A 15,306-nucleotide genomic window follows, 5' to 3' on the forward strand; every position below is an offset into this window, starting at 1 on the left:
GCTTCGTGGAGTCGTCGACCGAGGGGACGCGCAACACCGCGTCCTCCGCGGAGAACATCGTCCAGGCGCAGAACGTGCTGGGAGATATCTACATTCAAGGCTCCGCTGACTCGGTGGTGAGCCCTCGAATGGTGCCGCGCCAACTTCCAGCGGCGGTGCGGAATTTCATCAACCGGACGGTCGAACAAGACGCGCTGACCACACTGCTGAACGGCCGTGATAGCACCGTCCTGGTGTCGACCGTTGATGGGATCGCAGGGGTGGGAAAGTCGACGCTGGTAGTGCAGTGGGCTCACCGGATCCGGGAGCAGTTTCCCGACGGGGAACTGTACGTGAACTTGCGCGGTTTCGACCCGGTGACCGAGCCGATGGCGCCGACTGAGGCGTTGGCCGGATTCCTTGCCGCGCTGGGGGTGGCACCAGAAGCGGTCGCGGCAGCAGAAGAGACACGGGCAGCGCAGTTCCGGACGCTGGCGCACGGGCGGCGGATGCTGTTGGTTCTGGACAATGCCCGCGATGCGGAGCAGGTGTTGCCGCTGCTGCCCGGCTCGCCGGGATGCCTGGTCGTCGTGACAAGTCGTCAGCGCCTTGATGAGCTGGTCGCCCATCACGGAGCGCAGCGCCTCACCCTCGTCACACTGACCCACGACGAAGGCCGCCGTTTGTTGGCCGGTTTTCTGGGCGACGAGAGGCTGGCCAACTCCCCGGACGCGGTTGCGGCGTTGTTGGAGCACTGCGCGGGGTTGCCGCTGGCGCTGACCCTGGTAGCGGCGCAGGCCGCGCTCGAACCGGACGTCGCTCTGGAGGAACTCGCCAGTGACTTGAGCGACGAGCGCGAGCGGCTCGATGTGCTGGATCTTGGTGGAAGGACCGGCATCCGCGCTGTGTTTTCCTGGTCCTACCGGGCGCTTTCCCCGCAAGCAGCTCGACTTTTCCGGCTGTTGGGACTGCCGGACTCTCCCGATATAAGCGCTGAAGCAGCTGCTGCGCTCGCAGGAGCAGACCAACGCCAAACCCGCCGGGCGCTGGCTGAGCTCTGCAGGGCACATCTGCTCACCAGACGCACGGCAGACCGCTACGTGTTCCACGACTTGTTACGCGCCTATGCACGTGAGCGGGTGCACCGTGATGACACTGAGGAGGAGCGCTCAGCAGCGTTGCAGCGCCTTTTCGGCCACTACCTCCGAATGACATACGCAGCTAACCGACGACTGGCACCTCTCCGAGTGCTTCCGGAGATCGCGGATGCCAAAGCGCGACTGGCCCGCGAATTCACGACCTACGAAGAAGCCTTAGCGTGGTGGGATGCCGAGCACACCAGCGTGCTGGCTGCCATCCGCCAATCAGTGACACTCGGGATGTCCGAGGGCCCCTGGCTGGCGCATGCTGCCGCCTACCCGTTCAAGTTGCGCGGATCGATCGACGAGCTGAAGGTCAGCAGCAACGAGGGGCTCAGGGGGGCACTTGGTAGCGGAAACCGCGTCGCGCAGGCGCGGCTGCTCGGCGATCTCGCCACCGCGCACTACTTCCACAGAGAATTCAACACAGCAAACAAATTTGCGCAATCGGCCGTTGAACTCTTCGCGGAGCTGGGAGAGCACAACAGAGAAGCGGCGATGCACATCCAGGTCGGAGAGTCTTTCCTCGAATTGGAGCGCTACGCGGATGCGGCTGACTCTGCTCGGCATGCGCTGCGAATACGGGGAATCTCCGATGACCAGGTTGCGCTGGATGGAGTGGCCGAGGCAGTTCTCGGACTCGCGGAGGCCCACCTCGGTGACTTCACCGCGGGTTTGGCCCATCTACGCCAAGCACTCGAAATCAGCTCCGATCAGTTCTTGCGCGGTTTCGCCTTGCTCCGAATCGGATCGGTTCACCTCCTCGCCGGACAAACCGATGAGGCGGTGCGTTCCTACCAACTGGCGGTGGAGCACTGTCGGACAATAGGCTACGAGCTAGGTGAGGCCGACAGCTTCACGAAGCTCGGCGAAGCCCTGCACGCAGGTGGCGACGTGTCGGGGGCTCGCCAAGCCTGGCAATCCGCGCTCGTCCTGCTCGACCGGCTCGGCCACACCGACGGTGACGTCGTTCGCCATCGCCTCAACGAGCTCGACGCCGCAGATTCGGACGAGGCGTGAGAACGGCGCATGAGGAGGCCCGCGCCGTCTCGGTCGACCGGCTGCGAATTCGTCGTAAGCACGCGAACGTCAGTACTGCCCGCAATAGAGGCGGGTGAAGACCGGACCGGCTATCCATCGATTCGGCCGGATTGTGATGTGAACAGTGAGCTATCCCGGGTAACAGTTGGTGACGTCGGGTAGTGGAGTGCGACAACACGCCGGTTCAGCTGTGGCGCAAGGAAAAGACACAGAGCTCCGGTATGAAGGTCCCGGTCCCTCGGTCGACTTACGCGCCTCGTCAAGCGGTGGCCGGTCGAGTGGGCCACAGCCGTACGAGCCAGCGCTCGATCCCGTCGTGGGGCCAGGATTCGGTCGTTGGTTCCGCTCCTTCTTCCTCCTCCGCGTCCAGCCAGGCGAGGAAGGCCGCCTCGGCTGCGGCTCGGTCGCGGCAGCGGGCCTCGAGGACGTAGGTGTCGGCGGGCACCGGGAGGACGCAGTCCGCCCCGAGGCTGGAGGTGCCCGAGACGAGCGCGATGTGCGGACCGGCGATCTCCACCTCGTGGACGACCGTCAGATCCCACGGATGGGGCGGTGCGGGTGCGGGGTGCTCCCAGAGTTCCAAATCCGCATGTACGGCGCCATCTTCCAGAACGCTGTGGAACAGCGCGAGATCCGGGCCGGCTCCGGTTGTGACGGGAGACTCCTCGGAGGGGAGCGGGGCCTGGCGCAACGCCGGTGCCTCCGGGTCTGAGAGCCGGAAGAGGTGTCGCTCGACCTCAACGAGGCCCGAGGCGGCGGCGCGGGGCCAGGATGCAGGTGGGGTGCGGGCGTCGGTCATCGTGGTGTCGACCTCCTGGGTATGAAGGTTGGTCCGACCAAAATCAACTTCGCAGATCGTCGCAGCCGCCCTCGGCATCCTGCGCACCGGCCATGACCGCACCACGTGGTCGCACGGAGCAGCAAGTCGTTACGCGAAAGGCTCAGTGCGTTGGGGGCTTCAGCGGGTGGCGGTGGTCAGCCATGCGGAGCCGCGCAGTTGCACACCGTTGGGTTGGTGGTGGCGTTGCATCGCTTCGGTGAGGGCTGCGTGGGCGCGTTCTGTTTCGGTCGCGTTCGCATTGCTGCGCATTGCTCGAACCGGGGCCCACTCGAAGAGGAAGTTGGCCGCGTCGGCCGGGTCGTGGCCCCAGAGCTGGGGTGCATCGACGGGCTTTGCCGTCACGTCGGAGAATCCGGCGCCGGTCAGCACTTCGTGGATGCGGTTCGGGTCCGCCAGGGAGGTCGGGCCGGGGGAGTGCGGGTCGACGGGGGCGGGCGCCGGAAGGTGTTCGGCCATCGCATCCAGGACCGCGCCCAGATCTCCGTCGTGGCGCTCGCGCAGGCAGACGAACGCCAGCCGGCCGCCGGGCCGCAAGGCGCGGTGGATGTTGGTGAACGCGGCGATCGGGTCGGCGAAGAACATCACGCCGAACCTGCTGATCACCACGTCGAAACCGGCAGGTGGGAACGGGTGCACCTGGGCATCACCCTGCTCGAACGAGACGTTGTCGATGCCTTCCTGCGCCGCGGTGCGCCGAGCTCGTTGCAGCATCGGAGCCGACAGGTCCAAGCCGACGGCGTGCATCGCACGTGCGGCGGCCATCCGGGTCGTCTGTCCGTTGCCGCAACCGATGTCGAGCACCCGATCCCGTTCGGTGAGGCTCGCGGCGTGCAGCAGGTGGTCGTTGAACCCGCTGTTCACGGCGTCGTAGCGGTCTTGGTGATCGACCCAGTGGGTGCCCTCGGCACCGTTCCAGGCTTCGGACTGCGAGGTGTTCGCGGTCTGCTCCACGACAGGTCCTTCCCTTTCAGCAGGTGGCGCTGGCCAGCCAAACGGTGCCGCCGACCCGCACGCCCTGCGCGGTTTCGTGCGGTTGGAATCCCGAGCTCAGCTCCGAGCGGAGCCGATCCACAGTGGATTTGTCGAGATGTCGCAGGTTGAACTGGACCGGTGCCAGCGAGCAGACGAACTCCGCTGCGTCGTCGGCGTTCTCGCCCAAGTTCTGATCGGCTTCGACCTTCTCCACTGCGATGTCACGAAATCCGGCGGAGTCGAGGACTTCGTCGATGCGGACGGGGTCCACCATGGACATCATGCCGAGGGATGCTGGTGACGGCTTCTTCATGAACTCGCCCAGGGCTGCGGTCGCGCGAGCGTAGTCGCCATCCGGATCGGGGGCTGCCGGGCTGATGAACGCCAGCCTGCCGTCGGGGCGGAGCGCGCGCCGGATGTTGCTGAACCCGGCGACCAGGTCGGCGAAGAACATCACGCCGCCGCGGCTGATGGCCACGTCGAAACGGGCTTCCGGGAACGGGTGAACCTGGGCGTCCGCCTGGACGAACTCGATGTTGGGGATGTCGGCCGAATCGGCGCGGGCGCGGGCCACCATCGGGGCGGAGATGTCGACGCCGACGGCTCGGCCGCGCGTCGCCTGTCCGGCGGCCAGCCGCGTGGTTCTTCCGGTGCCGCACCCGACGTCGAGCACTCGGTGGGCTCGGTCGATCTGGGCGGCGGCGAACAGTGCAGCGTTGAAGTCGTCGAGCATCCCGTCGTAGCGCTCGGCGTTCGATGCCCAGAGTTCGCCCTCCCAGCCGTTCCACGCCTCGGCCTGCTGGACGTTGACCACGTTCTGCATCGGACCCTCCAGTTTCACTAGAGTCAGTCACTAGTGATGGACTCTAGTTATAGACTCCAGTCATGAGTCCGGTCAACAAGCGGGCCGAGAAGGCCAAGCAGACACGACTGCGGATGCTGCGCGCAGCGGGCGAGCTGTTCGTGGAGCGCGGTTACGGCGCGACGCCGTTGCAGGACATCGCGGACCGGGCCGGAGTCGCGGTGCAGACCATCTACTTCACGTTCCGCAACAAGCGGAACCTGCTGAAGGAGGTCGTGGACACCGCGATCGCGGGCGACGACGAGCCGGTCGCGACGATGGACCGCCAGTGGTTCCGCGACGCCCTGGCGGAGGAGACCGCGCAAGCCCACCTCCGCGCGCACATCGCGGGCACCCGCCAGGTGCTGGAGCGGGTCGCGGCGATCGTGGAGGTGCTGCGCGTCGCGGCAGCGACGGACCCGGAGGTCGTGGACCTGTGGCCGAAGGGCGAAGACCCGCGCTACACCGTCCAAGCCGCAACGGCGAAATCCCTGGTCACCAAGCCAGGAGCGCGAGCCGATCTGTCCGTCGACCACGCCGCCGACGTCCTGTTCGGCCTCCTCAGCCCAGAGCTCTACCTGCTGCTGGTGCGCGACCGCGGCTGGACCCCGGACCAGTGGGAGCAGTGGGCCTACGACACTCTCCGAGCCCAGCTCGTTTCCTGATCGGATAACAGCGAGGAGGTGAACCGCTGCTCTGTTTCAGTCCTGCCAGTAGAAGAGGAGGTCCCGGACTTCGAGCGGCCCACGGTCGCCGAAGAAGTAGGTGCAGAGTCCGGTGACGGTCGTCGAGGCGAGAGGCTCGTCGATCCAGCGGAATCCAGCTGGTTCCAGGGCACTTCGCGCGGCGGAGTTCGCCTCGTTGCTGATGACGAATCGACCGAGGGTGCTGACGGCGACCGAGCCGCCCACGTGATCGAGCACGTTGTACGTGGTCCGACCTCCGGGAGGTTCGTCTGACCGCGGAGTTCCCGGTTCCAGGTTCGCTGCGGTGAGCGCTGCTCTCGCGCGTGCGAGCAGCTCGTCCTCGTCGGCTGGCTGCACCGGGTCGACGCAGATCGCTTCGAGTCGCCAGCGCGGATCGGTTCGCGGTTCGCAATCGGGCACGTATTCGCGACGGACCGCAGCACGGACTTCGTCGTCGAGACCGTCGACCTCGACGCGAGGACGCCCCAGCGAGTCGTAGATCGTCCGGGCTTCGGCGAGGTCGTTGTTGAGGCGGTACAGCGCACACGCCGACCACAGCTTCGCCTCGACGGTGGGGGCTTGTTCGAGGTACTCGCGGAGGCGCTCTTCGTCGTCCACGAGCGAATGGGCCAAATGTGCCACTCCCACGTCCGGGTCCGCGAGCGCCGTCGTCACGTCCTCACCCGCGCGATGCCGCATCCGCACGCGGAACGCACGATCTTCCGGACGCGCGTCCCCGAGATCAGCGATGATCGCCTCGGCCCCGTACCGGGCGACGAGCGCGTCCAATCCGGCCTCGCCGACCACGCGGCGGTGAGCCCACGGATCGTTCGCAAGCGTCGCCAGGTCATGAGCCGTCGTGCGATCTCCGGCGGCACCGCGTGCGCTCAATATCGCCTCGGGCATCCCGTACGCGTCGTCGGACTCCCGGTCCTCGTGGTACAGCCAGGCTCGAAGTTCTTCCCGGTGCCCGAGGATGCCGAGCAAGGCGCTGCGGGCCCGGGGCGTTTCGCTGCGATCACGGATGCACTCCAACAGCTCCGGTACGCGAGTTTCCGGAACGCGCCCTGCGAGCGCATCTGCGCACAGCTTGCGACGGAACCAAGGTTGCGCCGCATCGGCCGCGTACCCGGCGAGTTCGTCCGGGTCGACCTCGAGCAGACCAGCCGTGTCGGCCTGGCTCAGGTTCGGTGTCAGCGCTTCGACGGTTCCCACCCAGCAGATGTTAGGGATGTGCCGCCGATTCCTCTCGCTTTTGCCTGGACTGATCCCTCGCTTGCCTTCACAGGTTCTAGAGGCACGCGAGCAGGAGGGTGCCTTCCAACAGGTCGGTGGAAGGCACCCTCCGTTCGCTCAGCGGCGGATGAGCTGTTCCAGGACGTCCAGGGCGACCGGGATCGCGCGTTCGTCGATGTCGAACAGCGGGTTGTGGTGGGGGGCTTCGTTGCCTCCGCCGACTGTCATGTAGGTCGCGATTCCGCCGTTGCGCTGGACTTCTCGGGCGAAGAGGCTGGCGTCGTCGCTGCCGCCCATCTGCTTGAGGCCTTCGGTCGTCGTGGCGTCGGGGAGGTCGGCTGCGATGGCGTTGACCGCGTCGACCAGCTCGGCGTCGCAGTCCATGGTGGCCGAGCCGCCGGTTTCGACGACGTCGACCGCCACTCCGTGCATTTCGCCGGAGCCGCGCAGGGTGGTCTTGATGCGTTCGGTCAGGGAGGCGCTGACGTCGGAGTCCGTGGAGCGGGCTTCGAGGGTCATGGTGGCCCAGGACGGGACGATGTTGACGTTGTCGCCGCCTTGGAGGGTGCCCACGTTGATGCGGGTGTCCGCGGACGAGTAGCGCGGCAGCGCCATCACGTTCAGGAGTGCGCTCGCTGCCGTGACCAGCGCGTTCGCGCCCTGCTCCGGGGCTCCGGCGGCGTGCGCCGCGGTGCCGGCGAAGGTGGCTCGCATCTTGGTGGTGGCCAGCAGGCCCTGAATGCCGCCGCTGACCTTGCCTGCCGGGTCGTCCAGGCCGAGGTGCACCGCGACGAACCGGTCGACGCCTTCGACCGCGCCGGCCGCGAGCATCGACGCCGCGCCGCGGCCGCCTTCCTCCGCGGGCTGGAACAGGAATCGCACGGTTCCCGCGAAGTCGTTGTCGGCGACCAGGCGGCTCGCCAGGCCGAGGCCGATGGCGGTGTGGCCGTCATGCGCGCAGGCGTGCATCGCGCCGTAGTCGCAGTGGAAGCCGTTCGCCGCCGGGGCGTGCTCGGGGCTGTCCGACTCGGCAAGCGGCAGGGCGTCCATGTCGAAGCGCAAGGCCCAGACCGGGCCCGGTCGGTTGCCCTGGACATCGGCGATCACTGCCGTGCCGAACTCCGTGGCGTGCTTGACGTTCTCCGCGTCCGCCCCGGTGCGCACCGCGCGTTCGGCGAACAGCTCGCGCTGCTCGGCGGTGGGGTAGTCGACCACGGTTTCGGCGCGCATCGCTGCTTGGCCGGTCAGCGGTTCCAGGCCCAGTTCGCGCAGGCGGGACACGACGATGCTGGAGGTGCGGATCTCCAGGAACGCCGGTTCGGCGTGCTGGTGGAAGTCGCGACGCAACGCCACGAGCTCGTCGAAGTTCATCATCTCTCCTCTGTGGACGGTTACAGCCGGATGCCCGAACCCGGGCCGATGGGCAGGTCGAAGAAGTAGAACGCGGCCAGGATCAGCAGCCACATCGCGAAGAACGGCAGCACGAAGAAGCTCAACCGCGCCAGCAGCGTGCCCAGCTGCGTCTCCGGCTGGTACTTCTTGTTGACGCTGAGCAGGATGTAGACGTAGGCGTTGAGCGGGCTGACCGCCTGCGTGGTCGAGTCGCCGATCCGGTAGGCGGCCTGGATGAACGCCGGGTCGTAGCCGAGGATGGAGAAAGCTGGGATCATCACCGGGGCCAGCAGCGACCACAGCGCCGAACCGGACGTGATGAACAGGTTCGCCACCGTCGTCAGCAGCACCATCACCAGGATGGCCGGGAAACCGGTCAGGTGCGCGGCGCGCAGTCCGTCGGCCGCGCCGATGGCGATCAGAGTGCCCAGGTTCGACCAGGTGAACAGCGCGATGAACTGGGCCGCGACGAAGATGAAGACGATGTAGCCCGCCATGTCCTTGACGGTTTCGGTCATCATCCGAGGCAGGTCGGCGCGGTGGGCGACGGTGCCCGCGGTCAGCCCGTAGGCGAGCCCGGCCAGCAGGAACGCGATGATGATCAGCGGCACGATGCTGTCCAGGAACGGCGACGGCACCAGCGCTCCGCCCTCACCGCGCAGGAAGCTGCCGGGGATCAGCCAGGTGCCGAAGGCGACCACGGCGTAGGCGCCCAGCAGCGCGAACGCCCGCCACACGCCCTTGCGCTGCTGCGAGGTGAGCTCGGCGGTCTGCTCGCCATCGGGGTCGGTCCACGGGCCCAGCCGCGGCTCCAGCACCCGGTCGATCAGGAACCCGCCGACCAGCGGCAGCAGCAGACCCGCGGTGGCCGCGAAGAAGTAGTTCATCGCGATGTGGGTGTGCACCTCGACGCCGAGCGGGGCGATCTTGACCGCCTTCTCGGTGATGCCCTCCAGCAGGCCGTCCAGCGATCCGATCAGGATCCCGCCGCCGTAACCCGTTGCCCCGCAGGCGAAAGCGCCGATCAGACCGGCCACCGGGTGCCGTCCGGCCGCCTTGAACATCAGCGCGGCCAGCGGCGGGATGACGATCAGCGACGGGTCGGACATGACGTGCGCCTGGCACGCCACGAACGCCACCGCGTACGGCAGCAGCCAGCGCGGCGCGCGGCCGAACACCAGCGTCACCGCGGAGGACAGGAAACCGGTCCGCTCGGCGAAACCGACCACCAGCATCATCGCCAGCACGGTGCCCAGCGGCGGGAAGCCGATGAAGTTGTCCACGAAGTTGGTCAGGAACCAGACCAGGCCGTCGGTGCTGAGCACCGCCCGCACCGGGACGGGTTCGGCCTTGCCGGGAACGTCGACGGTGACGTCGAAAGCGGCCACCGCGGTGGAGATCACCGCTAGCGCCGCGAGCAGGTAGACGAACAGGAAGAACGGTTCGGGCAGCTTGCTGCCGATCCGCTCGATGCCGGCGAACACCCGGTCCAACCGGGTCCGCCGGGCAGGCGCTGCGTCTGTGTCCATGAGGTCTCCGGGCGAAGTCGAGCGCGGGCCGCCGCCCGCAGTTCACGACAGGGTGGACAACGCACCAGAAGCGCTGCTTGAATTGCTGGAAATCGTCATATGAAGGTCCGTGCATGCAAGATTCGTCCAGCCTCGACGAGGTCGACCTCTCGCTCGTCAACGCCGTGCAGATCGCCCCGCGGGGTTCCTGGCAGGTCATCGGTTCGGTGCTGGGGATCGATCCGAGCACGGCCGCCCGCCGGTGGCAGCGCATCACCGAGCAGGGCCTGGTGTGGATGACCGCTTACGCGCGGTTGACCGCGCCGACCGCGTTCGTGCTGGGATGCGTGGAGATCGACTGCCGACCGAGCGAGCGGGACCGGCTCGCGGTCCTGCTGGCCCGGCTGCCGCAAGTCGTTTCGGTGCACCACGTGGGCAGCGGCCGCGACCTGCTGGTCCTGATCAACGCGCGCAGCCTCCCCGCGCTGTCGCGATTCGTGCTCGACGAGCTCAGCCACCACCCCGGAGTGCGGCGGACGAGCGTGCACACCGCAACGACGATCTTCAGCGAAGGCGTGCAGTGGCGACTGAACGCGCTGTCCCCGGCGCAGCGAGCGCAGTTGGCCGCGCACGCGCCCCCGCGCGCGAAGCAGGGCGTGCTGACCGAGAAGGACCGCGACCTGATCGTCGCGCTGAGCACCGATGGGCGGCGGAGCGTGGCCGAGCTCGCCGAGCTGACCGGGACCAGCGTGTCGACGGCGCGGCGGCGGTTGGCGAAGCTGGTCGACCAGGGACTGGTGTCGATCCGCTGCGAAGTCGCGCAGAGCCTCACCGGATGGCCGGTCTCGGCGATCTTCTGGGCCAACGCGCCCGCCGAGGACCTGTCGGAGGTGGGCCGGGCGCTGGCCAAGCTCCCGGAGATCCGGTTCTGCGCTGCGGTGACCGGTGCGCACAACCTGGTGATGATCGTCTGGCTGCGCGCACCGGAGGACTGCCACCGCCTGGAGGAGCGCCTGGCGGCCCAGCTGCCGTCGCTGTCGTTGGCCGAACGCGCGATCACCCTCCGCCAACCGAAGCGGCAGTCCCGGATCCTCGACGACCTGGGCCGCAGCACGGAAACCGTCCCCACCGACCCCTGGGCCGAACTCCACCTCCCGAGCGCGTGATCACCCGCAGAGCAACCGCGCCGGGTTGGCTGCGGTGATGTGCTCGAACTCGCCGTCGTCGATCCCCGCCTCGCGCAAGGCCTTCCGGAAGACGGTCTGCACGAACGAGTACCCGGGGCCGCCGTAGGCGCTGAGCTGCGACTTCACGCACACGTCGTGGGACAGCAGGATCTGGTCGAGATGACCGGCCCGCGCGAGCTCGAGCACCATCGCCACCCGCCGACCCACCTCGTGCGGGTTGGCGGTGAACATGGTGTCGATCCCGACGTAGGCCCCTCGGCGCGCGATCTCCAGCGCGTAGCCGGGCTTCTCGACCAGGTCGCAGTGCCCGATCGCGATCCGCTCCGGCGCCACGTCCTCCTCGGCGAGCAGATCGAGCTGCGGCAGGCCGACCGGCCAGCGCGCCGCGTGCGTGTAGATCGCGGCCCCGGTAGCGCGGTGGGCGCGAGCAGCAGCGCGGAACGACCGCTCTTCGGCCGCCGAGATGTACCACTTGTCGGCGCCGATCTCGCCGATGATGCCCGCCGAGATACCGGTTCCGGGGAAGCCTTCGGTCAGGTCCCGGACCAGGTGCTCGGCGATCTGGTCCGGGTCGTGCCGGTCGAACCAGTCCCGCTCCAGGAACGGGTCCCGGTAGTGCCCGGTGCCCAGCACCACGTTGAGCCCGCTGGCTTTCGCGACGCGCCCGATGGCCAGGACGTTCTGCGGGTCGCGGGTGCTGCCGGTGGCGTCATGGCTGGGCACCGGCGCGGCACCCGTGGTCAGTTCGGCGGAGGTGAGGTCCACGATGGTGCCGCCGCCGAGCGCGGCGAACGCGCCGACCTCCTCGGTGACCAGTTGCTCGTCGACGATCAGGCCATCCCCGCGGCGTTCGCGGAGCAGGTTGATGAACAGGTGCTCGTGGGGGAGGGTCGGACCTAGCCGATCCCGTTCGACCGGACCTGACACGGTCATCACGCTGGGCATGCCGGGTTTCCTCTCGTCGCGGTCAGGCTGCTGGTTCGGGTTGTCGCGCTTCGGTTTCCGCGCGCGTCCGGCGCTGGGCGGCGAGGCTGCCGAGCAGGCTCCACACCGAGATCGCGAGCAGCAGTGTCGCCGCGGGCCAAGAAGCGTTGCCGGACACCACGAGCAGCTGGGTGGCGAAGTAGGGCAGCAGCCCGCCGACCACCCCGGCGAGGTTGACGCCCATCGCGACGCCGGTGTAGCGCAGCGGCGGCGGGAAGATCGACGCGAGCAGGGTGCCCAGCGCGGCGTAGGTGACGGTGAGCATGCTGATCCCGATGACGGCTCCCAGCACCACCAACGCCGGGGATCGCGTGTCCACCAGCAGGAACACCGGGAAAGCGGTGACCGCGGAGAGCAGCGACCCGGAGACGCAGATGCGGGCCGGGCCGAACCGGTCCGTCAGCCGCGCGCTGAAGGCCATCACCGCGAACTCCAGCGCCGCCGGGATCAGCGTCGCCGCGAGCATCACCTGCCTGGACAGCCCCAAGGCGCTCGTGCCGTAGCCGACGAGGAACGTCGTCAGCAGGTACAGGCCGCCGGTGTTGGCGATGGTCGCCGACAACGCGATCAGGACCTCCCGCCAGTGGCCGCGCAGCACCGCCAGGACCGGCACCTTCTCCCGGGATTCCCGTTGGAACAGCGGCGATTCCTCGACCCGGCGCCGGACCTGGAAGGCGACCACCAGCAGCGCGAACGAGACCAGGAACGGGACCCGCCAACCCCACGACAAGAACTGCTCGTCGGGCAGCAGCGTCGCCAGCGCCATCGCGCCGCTGGACAGCAGGGTGCCCGCCGGCGCTCCGTACTGCGGCATCGCGCCGTACCAGCCGCGCCGCCCGGCGGGCGCGTGCTCGACCGCCATGAGCGTCGCACCGGACCACTCGCCGGCGGCGGACATCCCCTGCAGGCAGCGCAGGAAGGCGAGCAGGAGCGGGGCGGCGAACCCGATCTGCTGGTAGCCGGGCAGCAGCCCTATCGCGCCGGTGGACAGCCCCATGATCAGCAGGGTGGCGGTCAGCGCCCGCCGCCTGCCGAAGCGGTCACCGATGTGCCCGAACAGGATTCCGCCCAGCGGCCGGACGACGAAGCCGACCGCGAAGGTGAGGAAGGAGGCGATCAGACCGGTGCTCGGGTCGAGGTCCGGGAAGAAGACGCGGTCGAAGACCAGCGCGGCCGCAGCGCCGAAGAGGAAGTAGTCGTACCACTCCAGCGCCGTGCCGACGAACGCCGCGGAAGCCACCCGACGCAGATCCCTGGTGCCGTGCATCCCATCGCTCCCGCCGCGAGCTGTTCGGTCGGCTCTCCGTGAACCGCTCGATCGATCGATCGAGACTCAGGGATAGTAGGGCGGCCTGTAGAGGGGCGCAAGGCTTCGGGACCTGCTGCTCACAACGGAATTGGGCTCGGCGCGTCATTGCTGGCGTGCTGAACCGGGGGTTGAACCTGACGTAGCGGGAGGTTCTAGTGTCGGATCCGTGACCGGAACCGGGGGTGCGAAGCGGCCGCTTCGGAGCGTTGGGGCGCTGGCCGAGGCGACCGGCCTGACCGTGCGCACGCTGCACCACTACGACGAGCTCGGGCTGCTGAGGGCCGGTGAGCGGACCGCTTCCGGGCACCGCAGGTACACCGAGCAGGACCTGCAGCGGCTCTACCAGATCCGGTTGCTTCGGGAGCTGGGGATGTCACTGGAGGAGATCGGTGATGTGCTGGCCGATCCCGCCGCGCTGCGCGAGGTGCTCGTCGGGCACCTCGGTCAGCTCGACGAGCAGGCGAGCCGGTTGGACGCGCTGCGGAACCGGACCAGGAGCCTGCTGGAGCAGCTGGACGAATCCCGGCGTCCGGAAACCGGCGAGCTCCTCGCCGCGCTGGGGCGGATGAGCACGATCGACCAGCACATCACTGATGAGCAGCGGGCCGTCCTGGCCGAACGCGCCGAGGCGCTCGGACCCGAGGGCAGGGAGATGCTGGACTCGGAATGGCCCTTGGTGGCGGCGAAACTGGTGCGCCACTGCCAGGCCGACGACCCGGTGGACGACCCCGACGTGCAGCGCAGCGCCCGGCGGCTGTTCGAGCTGGTCGACGTGTTCACCGGTGGCGATCCGGAGATCCTGAGTTCGATGCTGCAGTTCCTCCGCGAGCGCGCCGTTCCCGAGCGGCAGGACTTCGTGCTCGGCGAGGACTTGCCGGACTACCTGGACCGCGTCGCCGAGTCCCTGAGCTGACCAGCAGCGGAAAGCATTTGCACGCAACGGAATTGGTGGCTTGACCTGTCATGCCCTGAAACAGGAGGGGAAACATGCTTGGAACGACGAGTCCGGTCCCGGCGGAGGTGACCTTGGAGCTGCCGCCCCCGGCCGGCCCGCACCGGCTCGGCACCACCGTGCTGCACCTGGTCGACCGCGACCGGACCGACCCGTGGCACGGCGGCGCCAGGGAACTGATGGTCACGGTGTTCTACCCGGCGGACGACGTCCGCGGATACCCGCTCGCACCGCAGCTGACGCCCGCCGCGGCGGAGGCGTTCAAGGGATTCGACCCGGTCTACCTGCATCCCGAACTGCCGGACGAGGGGGTCGACTGGGCGGCCACCGCGACCCACTCGCACACCGGCGCGCCGGCTCAACCCGTCCGGCGGCCGGTCCTGCTCTACAGCCCCGGTGGCGTCGATCCGCGCGCCATCGGCACCGGGCTCGCCGAAGAGCTCGCCAGCAACGGCAACGTCGTGGTGACCATCGACCACCCCGGCGAGACCAGCGAGGTCGAGTTCCCCGGTGGTCGGGTGCGGATGATCGACATGCCCGGCGATCCGCGGACGGACCCGGAGCTGTTCCGCACCATGCTCGGCACCCGCATCGCCGACACCCGGTTCGTCCTGGACCAGCTGGGAGAGCTGGCCGCCGGGCGGAACCCCGACGCGGAATCCCGAGAACTGCCCGAGAACATCGGCCGGGCGCTGGACCTGCGACGAGTCGGCAGCTACGGGCACTCCGCCGGCGGGGCGACCGCGGCCGAGGCAATGCACGAGGACCGGCGAATCGCTGCCGCGGTCAACATGGAGGGATACCTGGAATACCTGCCGGAAGAGCCCGGCGAGCTGCTCCCGATCGCCCGGGAGGGCACGGACCGACCGCTGCTGCTGCTCGGCACCGACGGCTTCCGCGACCAGCGGATCGAGCGGTCGTGGTCAGCGATGCTTGCTCATCAGCGCGGATGCACCCGCTGGCAGCAGCTCGACGACGCCACCCACTGGGTGCTCACCGACTACGGCACCACGGCACCCCAGCTCCAGGACGCCGGGCTGATGAGCGCCGAGGACCGGGCGAAGCTGGTCGGCACGATCGACCCGGCCGAATCGGTGCCCGCGATCCGCGACCACGTGGTCGGCTTCTTCGCCACGCACTTGTCCCGCTGATCGCATCCAGCCCCCGCCGAGGAACCGCAGTTTCAATTGAAACTGCGGTCCGGCGAGGTGCAGTTTCAATTGAAACTGCGGACCGGAC

The 15,306-nt window shown here is 68.4% G+C and carries 13 protein-coding genes; 5 read left to right on the plus strand and 8 right to left on the minus strand.

Annotated features, from left to right (window positions below; genetic code table 11):
* Nucleotides 1–5 precede the first annotated feature (5 nt).
* The gene (locus tag ABTZ89_RS04180) at nt 6–2,138 is read left to right on the plus strand and encodes an NB-ARC domain-containing protein (protein WP_351039932.1); all 2,133 of its coding nucleotides are present in this window, start codon (nt 6–8) and stop codon (nt 2,136–2,138) included.
* A 280-nt stretch (nt 2,139–2,418) separates the two neighbouring features.
* Here the strand turns inward: ABTZ89_RS04180 and ABTZ89_RS04185 are convergent, their stop codons facing one another.
* The 3 genes from ABTZ89_RS04185 to ABTZ89_RS04195 all read right to left on the minus strand — a co-directional run bounded on the left by ABTZ89_RS04185 (nt 2,419) and on the right by ABTZ89_RS04195 (nt 4,795).
* Nucleotides 2,419–2,958 (minus strand): hypothetical protein, encoded by a 540-nt coding sequence (locus ABTZ89_RS04185; RefSeq protein WP_351039935.1) that lies wholly within the window; start codon nt 2,956–2,958, stop codon nt 2,419–2,421.
* Nucleotides 2,959–3,117: 159 nt separating this feature from the next.
* Complete coding sequence (locus ABTZ89_RS04190; RefSeq protein ID WP_351039938.1) at nt 3,118–3,951, minus strand: class I SAM-dependent methyltransferase; 834 nt, start codon at nt 3,949–3,951, stop codon at nt 3,118–3,120.
* 16 nt (nt 3,952–3,967) lie between these two features.
* Complete coding sequence (locus ABTZ89_RS04195) at nt 3,968–4,795, minus strand: class I SAM-dependent methyltransferase (protein ID WP_351039941.1); 828 nt, start codon at nt 4,793–4,795, stop codon at nt 3,968–3,970.
* Nucleotides 4,796–4,857: 62 nt separating this feature from the next.
* Here ABTZ89_RS04195 and ABTZ89_RS04200 point away from each other — a divergent pair, with 62 nt between their 5' ends.
* Entirely contained in the window at nt 4,858–5,478 is a 621-nt protein-coding gene (locus tag ABTZ89_RS04200; RefSeq protein ID WP_351039944.1) for a TetR/AcrR family transcriptional regulator, read from the plus strand.
* A gap of 36 nt (nt 5,479–5,514) precedes the next feature.
* On the opposite strand, the gene ABTZ89_RS04205 is transcribed toward ABTZ89_RS04200, so the two are convergent.
* From ABTZ89_RS04205 to ABTZ89_RS04215, 3 genes are all read right to left on the minus strand, one after another.
* Nucleotides 5,515–6,714 carry a hypothetical protein gene (locus ABTZ89_RS04205; RefSeq protein WP_351039947.1) on the minus strand — a complete coding sequence of 400 codons (1,200 nt, stop codon included), beginning with the start codon at nt 6,712–6,714 and terminating at the stop codon, nt 5,515–5,517.
* A 138-nt stretch (nt 6,715–6,852) separates the two neighbouring features.
* On the minus strand, nt 6,853–8,109 hold the full coding sequence (locus ABTZ89_RS04210; RefSeq protein ID WP_351039950.1) for an amidohydrolase: 1,257 nt from the start codon (nt 8,107–8,109) through the stop codon (nt 6,853–6,855).
* 17 nt (nt 8,110–8,126) lie between these two features.
* The gene (locus ABTZ89_RS04215) at nt 8,127–9,656 is read right to left on the minus strand and encodes an AbgT family transporter (RefSeq protein ID WP_351039953.1); all 1,530 of its coding nucleotides are present in this window, start codon (nt 9,654–9,656) and stop codon (nt 8,127–8,129) included.
* Between the two features lie 113 nt (nt 9,657–9,769).
* Here ABTZ89_RS04215 and ABTZ89_RS04220 point away from each other — a divergent pair, with 113 nt between their 5' ends.
* The gene (locus tag ABTZ89_RS04220; protein WP_351039956.1) at nt 9,770–10,801 is read left to right on the plus strand and encodes an Lrp/AsnC family transcriptional regulator; all 1,032 of its coding nucleotides are present in this window, start codon (nt 9,770–9,772) and stop codon (nt 10,799–10,801) included.
* Here ABTZ89_RS04220 and ABTZ89_RS04225 read toward each other — a convergent pair whose 3' ends face one another.
* Nucleotides 10,802–11,767: a phosphotriesterase family protein gene (locus ABTZ89_RS04225; protein ID WP_351039959.1), complete on the minus strand. Its 966-nt coding sequence runs from the start codon at nt 11,765–11,767 to the stop codon at nt 10,802–10,804.
* Between the two features lie 22 nt (nt 11,768–11,789).
* A complete protein-coding gene (locus ABTZ89_RS04230; protein WP_351039962.1) occupies nt 11,790–13,073 on the minus strand; it encodes an MFS transporter in 1,284 nt (427 codons plus the stop codon).
* Between the two features lie 208 nt (nt 13,074–13,281).
* Here ABTZ89_RS04230 and ABTZ89_RS04235 point away from each other — a divergent pair, with 208 nt between their 5' ends.
* Together ABTZ89_RS04235 and ABTZ89_RS04240 are read left to right on the plus strand one after the other, a co-directional pair.
* The gene (locus ABTZ89_RS04235; protein ID WP_270951034.1) at nt 13,282–14,028 is read left to right on the plus strand and encodes a MerR family transcriptional regulator; all 747 of its coding nucleotides are present in this window, start codon (nt 13,282–13,284) and stop codon (nt 14,026–14,028) included.
* 74 nt (nt 14,029–14,102) lie between these two features.
* Entirely contained in the window at nt 14,103–15,218 is a 1,116-nt protein-coding gene (locus tag ABTZ89_RS04240; RefSeq protein WP_351039965.1) for an alpha/beta hydrolase, read from the plus strand.
* The last annotated feature ends 88 nt before the right edge of the window (nt 15,219–15,306 follow it).

The sequence above is a fragment of the Saccharopolyspora sp. NPDC002686 genome (genome assembly GCF_040295745.1).
GTDB lineage: Bacteria > Actinomycetota > Actinomycetes > Mycobacteriales > Pseudonocardiaceae > Saccharopolyspora > Saccharopolyspora oryzae.

What these genes read in the sequence shown, in the direction of transcription:
- ABTZ89_RS04185 (WP_351039935.1), bottom strand. Translation starts at nt 2,958, where the DNA reads ATGACCGACGCCCGCACCCCACCTGCATCCTGGCCCCGCGCCGCCGCC.
- ABTZ89_RS04195 (WP_351039941.1), bottom strand. Translation starts at nt 4,795, where the DNA reads ATGCAGAACGTGGTCAACGTCCAGCAGGCCGAGGCGTGGAACGGCTGG.
- ABTZ89_RS04200 (WP_351039944.1), top strand. Translation starts at nt 4,858, where the DNA reads ATGAGTCCGGTCAACAAGCGGGCCGAGAAGGCCAAGCAGACACGACTG.
- ABTZ89_RS04210 (WP_351039950.1), bottom strand. Translation starts at nt 8,109, where the DNA reads ATGATGAACTTCGACGAGCTCGTGGCGTTGCGTCGCGACTTCCACCAG.
- ABTZ89_RS04215 (WP_351039953.1), bottom strand. Translation starts at nt 9,656, where the DNA reads ATGGACACAGACGCAGCGCCTGCCCGGCGGACCCGGTTGGACCGGGTG.
- ABTZ89_RS04220 (WP_351039956.1), top strand. Translation starts at nt 9,770, where the DNA reads ATGCAAGATTCGTCCAGCCTCGACGAGGTCGACCTCTCGCTCGTCAAC.
- ABTZ89_RS04225 (WP_351039959.1), bottom strand. Translation starts at nt 11,767, where the DNA reads ATGCCCAGCGTGATGACCGTGTCAGGTCCGGTCGAACGGGATCGGCTA.
- ABTZ89_RS04230 (WP_351039962.1), bottom strand. Translation starts at nt 13,073, where the DNA reads ATGCACGGCACCAGGGATCTGCGTCGGGTGGCTTCCGCGGCGTTCGTC.
- ABTZ89_RS04240 (WP_351039965.1), top strand. Translation starts at nt 14,103, where the DNA reads ATGCTTGGAACGACGAGTCCGGTCCCGGCGGAGGTGACCTTGGAGCTG.